Origin of the sequence: Paenibacillus sp. LK1 (genome assembly GCF_002750415.1) — a bacterium.
Taxonomy (GTDB): Bacteria; Bacillota; Bacilli; order Paenibacillales; family Paenibacillaceae; genus Paenibacillus; species Paenibacillus taichungensis.
Genome location: NZ_PEII01000017.1, coordinates 97,979 through 114,598, shown reverse-complemented (window position 1 = coordinate 114,598; position 16,620 = coordinate 97,979). Strand labels below are relative to the sequence as shown.

15 protein-coding genes are annotated in these 16,620 nt (G+C 45.0%); 5 read left to right on the top strand and 10 right to left on the bottom strand.

Annotated elements, in window-relative coordinates:
* Positions 1-71: 71 nt before the first annotated feature.
* The 4 genes from CS562_RS28905 to CS562_RS28890 all read right to left on the bottom strand — a co-directional run bounded on the left by CS562_RS28905 (position 72) and on the right by CS562_RS28890 (position 4,376).
* Positions 72-602, bottom strand: a complete 531-nt coding sequence (locus CS562_RS28905; protein WP_076291655.1) for an HAD family hydrolase — start codon at positions 600-602, stop codon at positions 72-74.
* A gap of 210 nt (positions 603-812) precedes the next feature.
* On the bottom strand, positions 813-1,817 hold the full coding sequence (locus CS562_RS28900) for a phosphotransferase enzyme family protein (protein ID WP_099859020.1): 1,005 nt from the start codon (positions 1,815-1,817) through the stop codon (positions 813-815).
* Positions 1,818-2,205: 388 nt separating this feature from the next.
* Positions 2,206-2,787: a hypothetical protein gene (locus CS562_RS28895; protein ID WP_099859019.1), complete on the bottom strand. Its 582-nt coding sequence runs from the start codon at positions 2,785-2,787 to the stop codon at positions 2,206-2,208.
* A 5-nt stretch (positions 2,788-2,792) separates the two neighbouring features.
* Entirely contained in the window at positions 2,793-4,376 is a 1,584-nt protein-coding gene (locus CS562_RS28890; RefSeq protein WP_099859017.1) for a glycosyltransferase family 39 protein, read from the bottom strand.
* A 183-nt stretch (positions 4,377-4,559) separates the two neighbouring features.
* Here CS562_RS28890 and CS562_RS28885 point away from each other — a divergent pair, with 183 nt between their 5' ends.
* The gene (locus tag CS562_RS28885; RefSeq protein ID WP_076291651.1) at positions 4,560-5,135 is read left to right on the top strand and encodes a dihydrofolate reductase family protein; all 576 of its coding nucleotides are present in this window, start codon (positions 4,560-4,562) and stop codon (positions 5,133-5,135) included.
* Between the two features lie 116 nt (positions 5,136-5,251).
* Complete coding sequence (locus CS562_RS33870) at positions 5,252-5,332, top strand: putative holin-like toxin (RefSeq protein WP_350338901.1); 81 nt, start codon at positions 5,252-5,254, stop codon at positions 5,330-5,332.
* Between the two features lie 236 nt (positions 5,333-5,568).
* Here the strand turns inward: CS562_RS33870 and CS562_RS28880 are convergent, their stop codons facing one another.
* Both CS562_RS28880 and CS562_RS28875 read right to left on the bottom strand, forming a co-directional pair.
* Positions 5,569-5,955, bottom strand: coding sequence for an iron chaperone (locus tag CS562_RS28880; protein WP_099859016.1), 387 nt, complete (start codon positions 5,953-5,955; stop codon positions 5,569-5,571).
* Between the two features lie 42 nt (positions 5,956-5,997).
* A complete protein-coding gene (locus CS562_RS28875) occupies positions 5,998-6,660 on the bottom strand; it encodes a M48 family metallopeptidase (protein ID WP_099859015.1) in 663 nt (220 codons plus the stop codon).
* Between the two features lie 171 nt (positions 6,661-6,831).
* Between CS562_RS28875 and CS562_RS28870 the strand changes: the two genes are divergently transcribed.
* The gene (locus CS562_RS28870) at positions 6,832-7,596 is read left to right on the top strand and encodes a GNAT family N-acetyltransferase (RefSeq protein ID WP_099859013.1); all 765 of its coding nucleotides are present in this window, start codon (positions 6,832-6,834) and stop codon (positions 7,594-7,596) included.
* Positions 7,597-7,649: 53 nt separating this feature from the next.
* On the opposite strand, the gene CS562_RS28865 is transcribed toward CS562_RS28870, so the two are convergent.
* A complete protein-coding gene (locus CS562_RS28865; RefSeq protein ID WP_063567144.1) occupies positions 7,650-8,069 on the bottom strand; it encodes an ester cyclase in 420 nt (139 codons plus the stop codon).
* A gap of 319 nt (positions 8,070-8,388) precedes the next feature.
* Between CS562_RS28865 and CS562_RS28860 the strand changes: the two genes are divergently transcribed.
* The gene (locus CS562_RS28860; protein WP_099859012.1) at positions 8,389-10,878 is read left to right on the top strand and encodes a transglutaminase domain-containing protein; all 2,490 of its coding nucleotides are present in this window, start codon (positions 8,389-8,391) and stop codon (positions 10,876-10,878) included.
* Between the two features lie 126 nt (positions 10,879-11,004).
* Here CS562_RS28860 and CS562_RS28855 read toward each other — a convergent pair whose 3' ends face one another.
* Positions 11,005-11,907 (bottom strand): SDR family oxidoreductase, encoded by a 903-nt coding sequence (locus CS562_RS28855; protein ID WP_024631293.1) that lies wholly within the window; start codon positions 11,905-11,907, stop codon positions 11,005-11,007.
* A gap of 333 nt (positions 11,908-12,240) precedes the next feature.
* Between CS562_RS28855 and CS562_RS28850 the strand changes: the two genes are divergently transcribed.
* On the top strand, positions 12,241-13,224 hold the full coding sequence (locus CS562_RS28850) for a MerR family transcriptional regulator (RefSeq protein WP_373561771.1): 984 nt from the start codon (positions 12,241-12,243) through the stop codon (positions 13,222-13,224).
* A gap of 26 nt (positions 13,225-13,250) precedes the next feature.
* Here CS562_RS28850 and CS562_RS28845 read toward each other — a convergent pair whose 3' ends face one another.
* Both CS562_RS28845 and CS562_RS28840 read right to left on the bottom strand, forming a co-directional pair.
* A complete protein-coding gene (locus CS562_RS28845) occupies positions 13,251-14,711 on the bottom strand; it encodes an alpha/beta hydrolase family protein (protein ID WP_099859011.1) in 1,461 nt (486 codons plus the stop codon).
* Between the two features lie 421 nt (positions 14,712-15,132).
* Positions 15,133-16,512: an amino acid permease gene (locus tag CS562_RS28840; protein WP_099859010.1), complete on the bottom strand. Its 1,380-nt coding sequence runs from the start codon at positions 16,510-16,512 to the stop codon at positions 15,133-15,135.
* Between the last annotated feature and the right edge of the window lie 108 nt (positions 16,513-16,620).

Genomic DNA, 16,620 nt, shown 5'->3' with positions numbered 1-16,620 from the left:
AATAGCCCGTGAGCAGAAGGTTGAATGACATTCTATCCTTCTGCTCACGGGCATACAAGCAAACATTTTATTTATTTGACTTCGGCATTTAGCCGTTCAATAAGTTCAAGCAGCTCCAGCGGTTCACCGACTGTGTGAGTCGGACGTTCTGTCTCATCCACCGGCTCATGGGGATAACGCGGCGTCCAACTCTGAAAGATGCTGGTGATGCCAAGTGCATTGGCTCCCTTCATATCACGACTCAGGTTATTGCCAATCATCACTGTTCTTGAAAAATCCCCTTCGGACAAATCAAGGGCACCAATTGCTGCCTTAAACATCCGCGGGCTTGGCTTGCTGGCTTTAATATTTTCCGAAATAATCATTGCGCTAAAATAATCATGAAGTCCATGCTGCTTAAATACGTTCTTGAAGGATTGTGCATCGCCGTCAGCAACCAGGGCCAGCGTGTACCCTCTTTCATGAAGCTTCTGAATCGTGATATCCGCACCCGGAATCAAATCCGCACTCAGAACAATTCCCTCTTCGTCCCGAATCTCGGTCGATTCATCAACAATGGTATCGCCGCTGTCAAAAAAGATAATTAACTTTTTGTCGTCCATGTTCGTTATGACCGTCCTCTTCATTCAATTGGTGAAACGAATTGCCGGTTTCCACTTGACCATGTAATCCAACATTGATGTTTTAATAAAAGGTATAGCGCTTAATCTAATGTTACAATGGAGATGAATAAAAAATCAATCATTATTTCGTTGCGCTTATGCAGAGGCCTGATTTAAGCTCAATCATCTTTGCTGATAATGTAATGAGGATCATTTGGCCGGTAGTTGGAGGGGCTGCTGGTGACCAAACTGCTTTGCTTTCACTGTCATCGCTTTATCCAGCCTTGCTCTTAATCCACTCATCCACTCCGGCTCATTTGCCCATTGTTCTGCCCCAGATCGAAGCACACGTACGTAACCGTACAGATTGGCAAAACGACGACATGCCGGAAACATCGACTCCATATCATAGGCGTCTCCTGCTTCCTTCCAATACCCCTGCAAGAATATTCGCTTCTTCTGCTCCCATTCATCCGGCTGAATTTCATCCCGTAAACTATCCAGAGTCTGCTCCACATCCATTGCGTACCAGTGGTACATGGCGTCATCGAAGTCAATGGCGTAACAGGAATGACTCTCCTCGTCATAGAAGACATTATCCAGTTCAAAATCATAATGAATTAACCCGAAGTTCTGCTGTGTAACGGGCCAATTTGCAAAATAATTCCGGAGAACTTCTACCTCATTGAGCGCCGCATTCTCGCCAGGGAACTCCCCCAGTACGTCCTTCATCCAATCCAATACATCGGTATACGTCCAGCGTTTTGCCTGTGTGTGTGTGTATTCACGAGATAAACGATGCAGCTTACCCAATGCCTCACCCAAGCTGTACACGATCTGGTCATTTATATCGATACTGCCCATCTGGTTACCAGGAACTCGTTTGAATACGGAGGCATAATACGTTCCCCAAGGCGTATGAGCCTCTACCAGCTCTTTTCCCGCATGAGAAGGTACAGCTTCCATGACACCATATTGGTTTAGTTTAAGATAGGTCAGGAACTCCAGCTCCGCTGCAAGATTGGTTTGATTTTTCTCCTCTACAGGGGCAAAACGAAGTAAGTGAACCTTTCCTTGATCCCGGAACGGGTACACGGCATTGGAGGATATTCGATAATACTGGAACATGTCCAGTGACTCCGGATCGTAACTCCAGTTTTTCAAAATCATCTCGGCGAGATCGTTATTGTGGAACAAATATTTAAGTTTTAACATGGGCATATCTCCTTAGTGGTCGTTTAATATAGAACGCTTTAAGCGTTCCGAATCCTATTTTTGCGCGCAAAAAGCCGCAGGCTATGCCTGCGGCTTTAAAAATTCTGGATACACGGGTTTACTTGCATAAGCAAATAAACCTCGTGCATACCAGGAAAAATGAGCAGTTATATCCCTATATGTCGGCAGACTTCAGATCGTCACATTAGCAGACTCCAAATGCTTCGCCATGTGTCCGTTGCTCTGCCGGATCTATTCAGTTCGTAATCACCTTAATTGTTGTAGTAACGCTTTGCATCATCTTAGCCCGTCGTTTCATGACGCTCACTCCTTCCGAGAAACAAGTTATTTCCATAATACTCCATCAAGTGATGATAGGCAATGAATATCAAGACTGTGTAACAACCATTCGTTCTACGGTCTCGGTATTCTCCTTATACCAAACCATAACGACATCTCCCTCCTTCAGGTCAGACACCTGAAGGGATGAATTAGCATTTTGGTTGTTGCCTGGGGCACCCATGCCTTCCGTGATATCCACATCCTCACTGATGTCCAACTTCAGTTCAATGCCCGTATCTTTCATTTCCATGCTTCCGCCTCTGGAGGCGCCTGGTTGTCTTCCATTTCCATTAGTCGAGCCTGTGGATGAGTTATCCTCCACCTCAAGCAACGAGATCGTGACGGTACTCCCTGTGGCAGAGATCACTTTGCCTGTAAGATCGGCATTCATCATCCCCCGCATATCGTCCTGACCGCCTGTTCTGCCATTCATCCCTTGCCCTCCGCCCCTCTGTGCTCCTCCATTCATGCCCGGGCCACCGCCATTCATCATTCCGCCACCGTTCATGCCTTGTGCAGAACCGGTATTCGTAATGTTCTGGGCAGTAATAACATCACAAGCAGAGAGCAAAACTGAGCAGGTCAGCAGCAAGAGCATAGCCGATATGAGATAACCATTTTTTCGCATACGGATCACCCTTTTCTCAGGGAAGGACGTTCCCAGCCAAGTTTTCTATGAAACATGAAATTATACGCATCTTTAAATCCCATGTACGACAATACAATCAGCAGCGGATATACGGGGTAGATATACCTCGATTTAATCTCCCACAGAATATAGAACCCGATAAATCCGAGAATAACTAGAATCAAAGAGACTTCGTCATACCGCTTTCCACGAATTGCACCGACCAAACGAATGAAAATAAAACAGTACATCATGAAATTCATCACATAAACGATCCAAAGCACCCCCGTCCGGTAGACGGAATCTCCCTTGAATAAGTCTGTTACCGCATTGGTATAACTGTAGGAGCCGGCAATTCCGCCACCTCTTCCTCCTCCCATACCCGAGGAGCTTTCGTTGCCGATGCCATATCTATCCATTTGGTAGGTCCCTTCGGTCCAGGCCCAAATGATCTTTTTGTAATACATCTGGGCCAAGTCACTTAAGCTAGCTTCCGACAGCTTGCGTTCAATCTCCTGTTTGTACAGTGCTGTACTTTCAGCTTTATTATAGTTGGCTTCTCTTTGATAAATCTGATAGCTCTCCATGTTGTCCCAGAAGCCGAATCGTTCCAAATTAATACCCATGTTCAACCACATATAGACCGGTGCTGAATTTCCCCCAACAGGCTCACTTACAGCACCTGAAGATTTCAAGACCGAATTCTGAGTCCACCCTGGGACGTTAAACAACATAGCCAGTACGAAGATGGAGACAATCATTTTCTTGAATCCAATACTTCGCATATTCAGCAGGATGGTTAATATAGCAGCAATCAGGACAATTACGCCAATACTTCGGAAGTAGTTGCCAATCGCGAGCAGAATGGCGGCAATGACGATCGTCTGCCAAGACTTTTCACGTATAAACCGAATCAAAAAGTATAAACAAGACGTCAGAAATGCCGTAGCAATTACATCGTTATAGATCAGGTTGTTCAGGAACAGAGTTGGAAGATACGTGGCTGCAAAGATTAGAACCCCGTAATCACGTTCTTCGGACTTATGATTTAACTGTTTATAAATGAGATAAATCATTAATGTCGTTACCGTTGCAAACAAAATATTGAACAGCTTGATTACCAGATAATTATCCGGGAACAGGTACAGCAATGTCTTTAGGTACAAAACGGTAGAAAAGTTGAACGGGAACATGTGCAGATATCCACCCGTTTCGAACGAGGAATAATCCTGATCGTAAAGCATGTTCATCGCGAGTGAAAGCACGGTCTGTGAATCATCCGTAGGCACTCGTGGAAACACGAAGATAATTATAATTTGAATGGCCAGAGAACATAGCAGCACCACCGGAATGACAACCTTTGGACTGTATTGGTTCAGCTTCAGGCAAAGGCGGTATAACACGACACCCGATCCTAGAAGCAAAGCAATCACCGGGATAAAAATACTCCACTGCTGCGTATCCAGAATCGGATTATCCCCATATAAGGTGTAGTTGTACTGCGCCCGGACAAACAGGGATGAAACGATAAACACGCCGACAAAAACAAGCAGAATGAGATAAAGCGACTTATGGATCACCTTAGACATGCCAAAACTCCTTTTCCAGTACAGGATTCGGGAATAGTATAATGCCTGTACCTGAAAAAAGGCTGAATTCAGATTTGTGCTTAAAAATGCTCATGGAGAGAACAAGGAATATGAGGATACCTCATCGAATAAGAAAAATATGTTCATAGTTAGATATCTCTCATGCACAAAGGAGAACTGAAAATGAGAAAACTCGTTCTATTTCTTCACGCATCGCTTGACGGTTTTGTAGAAGGGCCGAATGGTGAAATGGACATTGGCTGGGTTTCCTACGATGCTGATTTGGAGAAACACGCGAAAGAAATTCTGAGTACTGCCGACACGGTCCTTTGGGGGCGTGGGACTTATCAGATGATGCACAGTTACTGGCCATCTGTGCCTTCGGACCCGTCAGCTTCGCAACATGAACGGGATCATGCTGAGTGGATCGAAAAGACAGCCAAAATCGTTTTTTCCACGACGTTGGAGAAAGTCGAATGGAATAATTCAAGACTCGTGAAAGAAGATATCGAGGAAGAGATCAATAACCTCAAACAGCAGCCAGGCAAAGATATGGTCATCCTCGGCAGTCCTAGGTTCGCACACCACCTTATGCAGCTAGATTTAATTGATGAGTATAAAATTACGGTTTCTCCCGTACTGATCGGTAAGGGATTGCCATTATTCCATGGCATCAAGGAGAAGATCAATCTTAAGCTAATCGAAAATAAGACCTTTGATTCTGGAGCTATTGGTCTCGTTTACCAGACGGTAAGATGACCTTGTCACTTAAGGGGAGACAATCGCTAAATAACCGCCTTTTCACAAAGGCGGTTTTCTTATGGTCACAAATCAATATTAGAATTTAACATAGCTATTTTTTTTCGGGATGCCCTGTGACAGTGTTTGAAGCAATCATGTTGATGCTTACCTTCGGTACGCTCATCGTTGCCATTCTGTCCGATAAACGCAAATAGACCGCCCCCATAGCAAAGGATCGCGGTCTATTTCATCGTGCCCTTATGTTACCGAAGCCCACCGCCCTTAAAAGCGGCTATTGCTCAGAGGAGTCGTGTTACCAGCACGGCTCTCTTTGCATTTTACGTCTAATCTGCTCTAATTATTCCATTCTCAAATCTTTGAAGTCACATATAAACCGTGTTAATCATCGTACATTCTCTTATATTCATGCATATATTTACGGTACCATCCACTACTTCTTTCGCTTCTTTTCCTTAGCCTTCTCCACATTGGCCTGCACCCGAAATTCCACGATCCGGCGGATCAATTCTTCTGGCAATGGTTGATCCAAGGGAAATTGCACCGATCCTTTGGCTCCTTTATACCGTGAGAGTTCTTCCTTAAACGCTTCAATCCCACTGGCACCCGGGTAAAATCCGATATGCTTGGAGTACGCTGCAAAATGAACCAAGTTCCCGTGCTCTGCATACGTTGGCATCTTGTAACTGATCTTCTCCACGGCATTGGGAGCGGAATCGCGAATAATCTCTCTTAATGATTGTAATTTGACCTGTACATCCGAAGGAAATTGCGCGATATATTCATCTACCAGCACATCAAAAGAAGTACTCTCTGACATCTTGAACTCCTTCCACCACGTCCATTCGTGGTACGCGTATTTTTACAACGTCATGGCTCGGCCATTTCGCATCAGATAATCCTCTTTGGCTTTGTAGTCAGGCATAACACTGCCCACACGGCGCCAGAACGAGCGATCATGATTCATATGATGGATATGACATAACTCATGAATGATCACGTAATCAATCACCTCTAATGGAGCCATCGCCAAGCGGTAGTTAAACGTCAGCTTTTTATCCCAACTGCAGCTTCCCCATTTGGTCGCCGATTCGACGATGTCCACAGACTTCGGCTTCACCTTTAGCTCCTGCTGATAACGGCCGATCCGCTCACCAATCATTCTTTTACACTCGGCAACATAAAACTTCTTCAGATTCGCACGCAATTCCTCTTCCGAACGTCCCTCTACGTCAATTAACTCATGCAGCGCATGTTCTTTGCCAAAGAGCAGAAACTTCCCTTTGCCCTCCTCTTCATATTCTTTCGCTTGAGGACCGTCCAACGCCTGTTGCATCAGAGCTGATTTTGTCAAAATCACTTCCCCATGTTGCGTAACAAGCTGCCGGATCATGTCTTCGCTGGTACCATTGGGAGCCTTGATTGTGACCATATAGGGTAAATCCATCGTAATGGAAGCTTTCTTCCGTTTCCCATATTCGATATGACAGTTAATGATGTGATTGTTTATTTCAATAGTTAGCATAACCTGCTCCGCTTCTTCCGATATTTCAATTTCAAAATTTGGATTTATTCATTCAGATTGTAACCTATTCAGTAGCTCTATGCATAATGTTCAGCGACACATTATATATCTCGTATTGAATTTTTATTCATTAATATGTATTATTATAAATTATAAAATAGGAGGATAGATATGATCCCTACATCGAATCCGGATTACAAAACCATTGAGGAACTATCCCTCAACCATTGGCAGCCCTTATCCAGCTTGCTTTTTGACGGATGGGTACTGCGTTTTGCACAGGGATATACGAAGCGTGCCAACTCCATTCAACCCCTTCACTACTCTACCCAAGATGTGTATGAAAAGATCGAGCAATGCGAGCGAATGTATACTTCCAATCAGTTAAGTACCATATTTAAGATTACACCGTTTATCCAGCCGGATCATCTCGACCAGCTTTTGCATGAAAAGGGGTATGATGTTGTGGATCTGAGCCGGGTCCAGACTCGGAGCCTGGAAACTATTAAGGAGCCTGAGCACTCTGATGTAAAAATGGACGAACAGTTAACCGGAGAGTGGCTGGATCACTTTTGCAGGCTGAATCAGGTAAATGATCTGCATCGGGGAACGATGGAACAAATGTTGACCAACATCCGTACACGCACAGGTTACATCTCGCTGTTCATCGACGGACAAGTCGTCGCTTGTGGATTCGGTGTGGTGGAACGAGGCTATATTGGGTTGTATGACATTATTACGGACGCTAACTTTCGGAATCGGGGATTGGCTGAGCAGATGATCCTTCATCTATTGCATTGGGGAAAAGAGAATGGTGCTACCTCCAGTTACCTGCAAGTAGTTGCTAATAATGCTCCTGCATTAAAACTGTATGCCAAACTTGGATTCTCGGAAATCTATTCATACTGGTATAGGGTCAAGAAAGCCAAAATCTGATCTAGATCAGATTTTGGCTTCAAGCAATTTAAACAAAAAAAAAGAGCTGGCTCTCAGCTCTGATTGCGCTCCAATTGTTTTTCGATTCCCAGCCTGTCGATCTGAATCCAGTATTCTGCAATTCTCTCATTCTCCACTCGATATACCGCACTCGCCATTTCAATCACGGGCAGGTTGGTCGGCGCATATCCATCCACTTCCCCGACATGAGTACCCACTTGTCTCCAACGTACATATACTTTATCTCCCTGTGCAAGCAACTCCTGAATCTGCAGCGAAAAATCTCCGTACGCCTCAATCATTTCCCTCACATGATCCGCATAGACGGAAGGCGTTCTTGTGACGGTCACTTCCTCTTCCGAGATCACCTGGTGAGCCAGTACCTGCTCGGCCATCAGTGTATTGGCATAATCAAGATTGCGACCCGAGCGCACTTCTTCAAAAAAAGTTCTGACAATCTGTTCTGGCGTCATCCGATCCACTCCATTTTTCGTTTTATCATGCATTGTACCAGAAGTCTCGACAATTCTCACTCTCTCGCAAAGATCAATTTGACTAACTCTAATACACGATTATCACTCTATTGTATATAGTCATAATATACCATTACATATCTTGACAATAAGTCTATATGACCATAGACTAGCAAAAGACATTAGGGAATTAATAGGAGGTCTTGCTGATAAGAGGTTTGAAAATAGTTTTTAACCAGAAATGATAATATTCGGTGTTTTGATTTTTTTTAGAAATTAGCCTTTGCAACAACTGAGAAAAACGAGAAAGCGGTGTATCATGAAACGTTTATTTTTGATTATGTTTACGCTCACCCTGTTATTGGCTGGATGCCAGAGCAATGACAAGGAGAGTAGTCCGTCCGAGAATAACCCCACAGAAATAGTAGAAGGTTCTAGCGTATTAAGTTTGAAGCAGAAGTACGGCTCTGAATCGAATAAAGCGATTATGCCGATGTATAACGTAGCTCAAGATGAAGAATTCAAGTTTAAATTCAAAGCAGATCTGAAAAATAGCCGTATACAAGCAAGTGACATTATTAGTGTACATACCGATATTAAAGCACTCAAAGCCAGCAAAGTTTATGCAATATCAGAAATCAATGACAACAATGTTTCTATTGAGCCTCTTGGATCGGGTGTACTAAGCTCCGATTCATTAAATAACACGCATCAAAGTTCTTGGGGCGGTGCCCCTATCTATTACATTCGTCTGAACTATGATCCGGATGCGGAGAAGCTAACACTGCTCAATCAACCCATCATTATTCCGTTTACAGTGAAATCGGAGTTACCTGTGCCCAACCTAAGATACGAGATTGATAAAGACAGACGGTTAAAGTTGGTCTGGGACAAGGTTGAAGGTGCAACCGAATATAAAATTTATGAGCGTTCTGACCTAACTTCCTTTGATACAAACAAGCCTGTGACCGGTGCAGAGGATGCTTTTAATAATAGTCTGCCTTTAGATCTTGCGGTAACGACAGAGACGTCTTTCAATGATTTTTTGAGAGACGGAAAAGGCGGGCTCGGCACTTATAATGAACTGATAACTACTCATCAGAACCATGGTATACGAGGAGAATATTACGTCACTGCACTAGGTGGAGGCAAAGAATCCAATTTTAGCAAAGGTGTCCCTACAGCTCCGCTTGCTTCCCAGTTACCAACAGCTTTGAAAGAACAATTGTATAGGGAGAAATTAAAGAATATAGATGTACTCCCCCAAAAAACGACAGTTGAGTACAATGATGGTTCGTTTTCCCAAGAAACGATTGTCTATGACACGACTGGTGTAGAAATTTCAGAGTTCAACGAAACGAATATTCCGTTTCATATCAAAGGAACAGCTCTGAAAAGTTACGTACGCGTAGAGAATATCACTCAAGAAGATCTGGACAGATTGAATAATCAAACGGTTGCCGAGTCCAGTAACGGACTGGTAGAACCGAAAAATGACACACCATACGTCCCTGCACCTGATGTGCCAACCATTATCAACAATCATGATGCACCTGAGACGGCAACGGAAACGGAAACAGAAGCAGACACAGAACCGACAGTGGAAGAGGCTCCATCTACGGAATCCACAACCGATACTGGAACGTCAGAAGCCGATACTGATTCTGCATCCACCGAGGCTGGCGATGAATCTCCTGATCCAGCTTCCGAAATTGAAGAGGATAATCTGGTAGATGAGCAGAAATCCAATACACAGCAGAATGTAGAACAAGGCAATCAGGAAACGGTGCCTGAGCCGGCTACAGGCGATGCAATGATCAATGCAGATTCTGCATTGGAAGAAGTTTTGGCTAAAAACATGGTTGCTGCCCAAGACAAGATCTCATTAAAAGCTTTTCCAGAGGCCCAAAATTTCACAACGCTCTCGGATGTTGTCCTGAAAGTAATGTACCAGAATCCATTGATTCTTGGTGTGGAAGGTTTTGAATATAATTACGGTACACTTACCCTTTCGATCCATTACAATGAGTCGGCAGATGTCATCCAGAAGAAGCAGAGCGAGATTATCGCCAAAGCAAACGAGGTTGTTGCTTCCATCATCAAGGATGGCATGAAGGATGATGAGAAACGGAAAGCCATCTACGATTATCTGAACGATAACGCGAAGTATGACGATGCAGCATTAGAAAATGCAGAACAGAACAACTTTAAAAATGTGGATGCACAGTTCAATGATTCGTTTACCACTTATGGTATTCTTGTCAAAGGTGTTGGCGTATGTGCCAGCTATGCTTCCGTCTACAAACTGCTCTCCGATCTGTCTGGACTGGAAAGCATCGTCGTAACGGGAGCATCTAGTGGTGTTCCTCATGCGTGGAATAAGGTGAAAATCGGAAATGAATGGTTCCATGTAGATGCCACCAACAATCTGACCAATTCCGGTATTCCTTACTTCCTGTACAATGCAAATGATGAGACGGCTGCAAGTCAGAAAACGATAGCCGATAAGGATTACTGGCTTGATGCCGAACTCGCCCTGTTTAATGGCGAAAGTGATGCGAACGATTATTATGTACAGAACGATCTCGAAGTCGCTTCGATTAGTGAATACAAAACGAAGGCTGAGAGTGAACTAAAAAATGGAGAAAATCGGGTAATTCTCCGTTTTGCCTCACCTGTGGACTCTGATGAGCTGATGACAGCTGCAGGTGAAGCCCTTGCTGCTGTGGATGAAGCCCTGCTGAATACAGCACGATTGGCCACGCTCGGCAGCTACGCCATTTTGGAGCCTAACCCGGATCAGAAGTAATGCAATAATCAGGAAAAAGTCCATAACAACAAAGAACTCCATTCACCTTCATCGGGAATGGAGTTCTTTGCTTTTCTTGCCTATGATCACTGACCTAAGATTCATAGGGCCATTTTATATCCAAAATTACGGACTAACTGTACCGCCATTGGCGTTCAGTGTCTCACCGCTCACATAGCTCGATTCCTGGCTCGCCAGGAACACAAACGCCGGCGCCATTTCAGCAGGCTGTCCTGCACGGCCAAGCGGAGTATTCGATCCAAAATCAGCAAGCTTCTCTACGGGCTGTCCACCAACGACCTGAAGCGGTGTCCATACTGGGCCTGGTGCGACAACGTTCACACGGATGCCTTTGCTGCCGACTTGCTGCGCCAGTGCTTTGCTGAAGGTGTTGATTGCAGCCTTTGTTGTCGCATAATCCAGCAGGATTGGAGACGGCTTATATGCCTGAATAGAAGACGTGTTAATGATGGAGCTGCCTGGTTTCATGTGTTTCACAGCTGCTTTACAGAGCCAGAACATTGAATAGACATTGGTTTTGAATGTTGCATCAAATTGTTCTGTAGTCAGGTCGGCGATCTGCTCAACAAACTGCTGTTTACCTGCCACGTTGGCGAGAATATCGATCCCACCGAGCTCTTTTACAGCAGATTCAATGAGTTCTTCGCAGTATTTCTCATCCTTGAGGTCACCTGGAATCGCAACAGCCTTGCGGCCTGCTTCTTCAATCAGCTTGACCACTTCCTTCGCATCGGCTTCTTCCTCGGGAAGGTAAGCCAGAACGACATCCGCACCTTCACGGGCAAAAGCGATGGCGGCTGCCCGACCAATACCGCTGTCTGCTCCGGTTACAACAGCTTTACGTCCGGTCAGACGGCCGCTGCCTTTATAGCTTTTCTCACCTGCATCAGGTACAGGAGTCATTTCACGCTGAAGCCCCGGCTCCTCCTGCTGCTGCTTCCAATCTGATGTTGCCTTCGGATATTGTGTCGTCGGATCTTGCATGGTGTGCTGGTCTTGATTAGCCATGTACAATTCCTCCTCGGATTAATTTACAATGATCACTACGATCACAGAATAACCTTACTATCGCTGTTATCCCCAGATTTTTTTCTATCCTTTTTATAAAGGGAAAATCCGGGGATAAAGGCGAACACTTCGTTTCTCCAGGTTATTTCTGCGCTCTTCGTTATCATGTAAATTTAAATTTATTTATTATTTTGTTTTCATAAAAGTTGCACTCTTTCCTTTGTAACCGAGATGAATGGAATTTAAACTGGCTCTAAACATTTCCATGGCAAACCTTCCGACTTTGAATCTCCAGTTACTAGAGGTTGTATAATAGATCCTGAGGTGATTTCATTGAACCAAAACAAAGATACCTATTCGATCGGTGAAGCTGCCAAAATGATCGGCTCAACTGTCAAAACGATTCGATATTACGATGAAATCGAGTTGCTGCGGCCCTCTTTTCATACGGAAGGTGGTCACCGTCTTTATACACCGCAAGACGTTTGGCGGCTGGAACTCATCGCAACGCTTCGCTATTTGAATTTTGGCATATCGGATATCCGCAAGCTGATGTCCGGTGAACTTGGCGTGTCACAGGCGCTGGATCTACAGATTGAAGCCCTGGAAACTCAGATCGGGACCATGAATTCCATGCTCTCCATTCTGCAACAAGCGAAACAACATGAAAAGGAAAATACACTCCATTCCGGACATTCTCTAACCTATGTTTCAAGCTTAGTGGATTCGCTGACCGCCAATGCCCAAAAAAGAAAACAATTCGTTTCGGCCAAAATGGAAGAATCTCAGCTGCTGGATGGTATTCCACATGAATGGAGAGTTTCGTTTCTGCATTTTTTCGATAAATACATGATGAAAGATACAAAGCTGTCCGCCCAACAAACACTGGCATGGAAGGAAATCCAGGAAATCATCAACGATCCGGTCTATATCGCCGATCTGGCCCGCCTCGAACTTCCCTTCTTCACCATGGCGAATCATCCACAGATTGAAGCAGACGCCTGGGTGAAAAAAATGGAGACCATCCGCATTCGTGCCACCGAAGCTCTGGACAAATGTTGGCCGTTAGATAGCCCCGCAGTGCAGAGCATGGTGTGGGATTTTGTGATGATGTACGCCAGTATTGAACATGCTGGAGATCCGGAAGCATTTTTCCGTAAACAAGCTCGATATATGCTCGACTCCGTAACAGAGCGCATCCTTCGTTTTAACAAGCTCTGCAAGATCGTGAATCCTGAATGGAGCCAGATCGTAGACGGCATTAATCTGTTGCAAGAAGGCATGCGACTGCGGTTAAAACAAATGGAAGAAGACTGAATTCCAGTCCTCTTCCATTTTTAGATTCAACCTTTTTTCAATGAATAGGATGTGTGTTCTCCCACTTCACTGTCCAACTGGAGCGGTCGCCCTTTCAGATAGTGGTTAAAGAAGTCGATTGTTGTATCATTTACGGTTTGGTGTGCTTTCCTTGCATCTACACCCTGTGACCATTCCAGAATGGGAGATACCAGATAGAGGTCCGAGAAGCTTAAATGTTTGGTATTACTCAGCTCCATCCAGTAGTTCCCTCCCGCGGTCACCAGTTCATAACGTGCATACACTTCTTCGTAGTATTTCTCGGCTTCCGGACGAGTGGTGCCCATAGCTGCAATCTCGTCGTCACTCATGACACTTGTACCTGCAACGGTTGTGTCCGCGCTCATCATGAGAAACGGTTTGCCTACACCTTCAGCAGGAATGCGCTTTTCTCCAAACAATACACCATCCATGTTCATACCTGCTTTGACACGAGGATCATCCATCAGCATCTGTACGGTTGTTGCCCCGCCAAATGAATGTCCAAACATGCCGATGTTGTCCAGATCCATATGACCGTTAAAACGCCCGTTTGCATCATTGGCAGACAGCTTCTCCACTTGATCCAGCACAAATTGCGCATCCTTCACCCATGTCTCGTTGAGCTTGTCCATATAATTGAACTGCAGTTGATCGAATCCTTCCTTGCCCTCCGATTCAAATTGCGCCACACGCCCATCCGGGAACACCGATACCAGACTGCTGTACGTATGATTAATGCCCACAACAATATAACCTTGGCTGACCAATTGCTCCACCTGGAACGTATTTTGGTTTTCATATCCATGTAGGCCATGAGAGAAAAGAATGACTGGATACTTGGCTTCCGCATCAGACAATGATGCCTCCTGAATAGCATGGGTTTTGACTTGGCTCAGGCTTGAAAATAGAAGCTTTGGCAGCGTCAGTACATCATTAAAGGCTGTTGCATACACTTTCGGATCATTCACATAAGGAGCCGTTGTTCCCTTGGTGTCATTATCCGTTGGATACCAGATCTGCACCATCAGTTCCCGTTTATCTCCGGCAGTACTCGTCAGCAATTCCTCCCGGCTCTCATCCGTCCAATCGTAGGATACCGTACCGATTCCGTAAGGTCCTGTTGGTTTATCAAACGAAAATACCGGGAACAGAAGTGGCAGCCCCATAGTCACGGCAGCGTATACTAATACCAACAGCGATGTCACGATGATTCGAACACGTCCGAATTTCCGCCCGTCGGCTGATTTTGACCTCTTAGCGATTAACACAATCAGCGGAACCAGTGTGAGCAGATACGCCGGAATCATGGGCCAACGTAATCCCTCAATCACCCCATGTACCAACAATAATACAACCGATATGACCCATCCTCCCCACACCATTTTCCGAGGTTGATTTCGGCCCCCAATCAACCACACCAGCATCACTACATTGAAAATAAGATAAATCCATTCTAGTGTTCTCATTATTCCTTGCCCCCTTCTCTGCCACAATTAAAATTAAAATATATCGTGCAGCAGCTCTTCTATTTCCAATCATAAAACCTCCAGTTACAGGAGATTCAAACATGAATTTTGAAAACAAAAAATGCACCCCCTGTATGACATTGGATCTCCCGAAGGTTCTCCCATGTATTCAAGGAATGCACGTATGATATTAAGATATTAAGTTGATTAGGGAAATTATACACCTTGCCACTACGAGTGCAGTACCATCTTCCGATCGCTCTTATCCCCAGATTTTTTGATTCACCTTTTTAAAAAGGGAAAATCCGGGGATAAAGGCGCACGCTTCGCTTCTTCAGATTGGTTCTGCCCTCTCCGTTCCGGTGTAAAATTCAGGCACAACTTCTAAACATATTAACATCAACGATTTTATAATATGAGGCTAGTGATTTCCGCCATCATCTACCCGCTGTCTTTTTCCTATGCCAAATACGAAATATCCGATCACAACGATCGCCATAAATGTCGCCCCGACAATCAGGGGTAACCGCGTATCCGGGTTAAATGCCATACCGATAATGACGAGCGTCAGATATACGATGATGATATAGTTGCTGATGGGGAACCATTTGGACTTAAAATTGTGGTCTCCCATCTCATTACCCCAGCGCTTTCTGAACCTGAACTGGCTGAAGGCTAGCGCGAACCATGGAACCATCCCCGGAAGAACACTTGCGCTATAGATGTACAGGAACAGTTTGGAGTCCGGCATCAGATAATTGAGTACCACACCCACCAGCAGCAAGGAAATCGTGATGATAATACTGTTGCGGGGAACCCCGCCTCTGGACAGCTTTTTGAAAAAGGCTGGTGCCTGTCCATTCTCCGCAAGCGTGTAAAGCATACGTCCTGCACTATAGATCCCACTGTTACATCCCGACATCGCGGCGGTAAGCACGACAAAGTTGATAATTCCCGCTGCAGCGACAATCCCGACTTTGGCAAACGTCAGAACAAACGGACTTCCCGTCTCTCCCACTTCATTCCAAGGGTACAATGTCACGATGACAAAGATGGCCCCAACGTAAAAAATGAGAATACGCCACACGATGTTTTTGATCGCTTTACGCAGCGTGATCTTCGGATTTTCCGCTTCACCTGCCGTAATCCCTACCATTTCAACGCCTTGATAAGCAGCTGTTACGATACACAGGGCAAAGAGGAAACCTTTGATGCCTCCAGGGAAAAATCCGCCATGGCTCACCAGATTCGATAGCCCAATGGGCTGTCCTCCGTTCCCCCAGCCGAAGAAGATCAGTCCGGTTCCAATCACGATCATGAAGACAATTGCCGTCACCTTGATCAGTGCAAACCAGAATTCGAATTCACCATAGTACTTTACCGCTGCCAGATTCGCTGCCGCAATAATGAGCACGCCAGCCAAGGCAGGCAGCCATTGTGGAATATCCGGGAACCAGTAGCCTACATAAATCCCAATCGCGGTGACTTCCGCCATACCAACCGTGACCCAGAGGAACCAATAACTCCAGGCAGTCAGGAACCCGGCGAGTGGACTGATATACTTATGAGCAAATGTGGCAAATGAACCGGTGACAGGCTCCTGAATCAACATTTCCCCCATAATACGCATGACAAAAAAGATAATGATCCCGGCCAGCAAATAGGCCAGTAGCACTGAAGGACCTGCCCATTTGATCGTACTTGCCGATCCCATGAACAATCCGACCCCGATCGTACCTCCGAGTGCAATCAGCTCTACATGGCGGGGCTTTAGCCCTCTAGATAGTTGCTTTGATTCCAAACGATTCTCCCCTTTTCTGGTGTACAGCTTCTTGTTGTAAGATTACATTATCATATTCACATTAACGCAATGCAGAATTACTTCACCAAATTGTACGAGATGTTCCGC

Excerpts from the sequence above, each read along its gene's own strand:
- CS562_RS28885 (WP_076291651.1), top strand. The coding sequence starts at position 4,560 with ATGAGAAAACTCGTTCTATTTCTTCACGCATCGCTTGACGGTTTTGTA.
- CS562_RS28845 (WP_099859011.1), bottom strand. The coding sequence starts at position 14,711 with ATGAGAACACTAGAATGGATTTATCTTATTTTCAATGTAGTGATGCTG.
- CS562_RS28855 (WP_024631293.1), bottom strand. The coding sequence starts at position 11,907 with ATGGCTAATCAAGACCAGCACACCATGCAAGATCCGACGACACAATAT.
- CS562_RS28865 (WP_063567144.1), bottom strand. The coding sequence starts at position 8,069 with ATGACGCCAGAACAGATTGTCAGAACTTTTTTTGAAGAAGTGCGCTCG.
- CS562_RS28880 (WP_099859016.1), bottom strand. The coding sequence starts at position 5,955 with ATGTCAGAGAGTACTTCTTTTGATGTGCTGGTAGATGAATATATCGCG.
- CS562_RS28895 (WP_099859019.1), bottom strand. The coding sequence starts at position 2,787 with ATGCGAAAAAATGGTTATCTCATATCGGCTATGCTCTTGCTGCTGACC.
- CS562_RS28900 (WP_099859020.1), bottom strand. The coding sequence starts at position 1,817 with ATGTTAAAACTTAAATATTTGTTCCACAATAACGATCTCGCCGAGATG.
- CS562_RS28870 (WP_099859013.1), top strand. The coding sequence starts at position 6,832 with ATGATCCCTACATCGAATCCGGATTACAAAACCATTGAGGAACTATCC.
- CS562_RS28890 (WP_099859017.1), bottom strand. The coding sequence starts at position 4,376 with ATGTCTAAGGTGATCCATAAGTCGCTTTATCTCATTCTGCTTGTTTTT.
- CS562_RS28875 (WP_099859015.1), bottom strand. The coding sequence starts at position 6,660 with ATGCTAACTATTGAAATAAACAATCACATCATTAACTGTCATATCGAA.
- CS562_RS28860 (WP_099859012.1), top strand. The coding sequence starts at position 8,389 with ATGAAACGTTTATTTTTGATTATGTTTACGCTCACCCTGTTATTGGCT.
- CS562_RS28905 (WP_076291655.1), bottom strand. The coding sequence starts at position 602 with ATGGACGACAAAAAGTTAATTATCTTTTTTGACAGCGGCGATACCATT.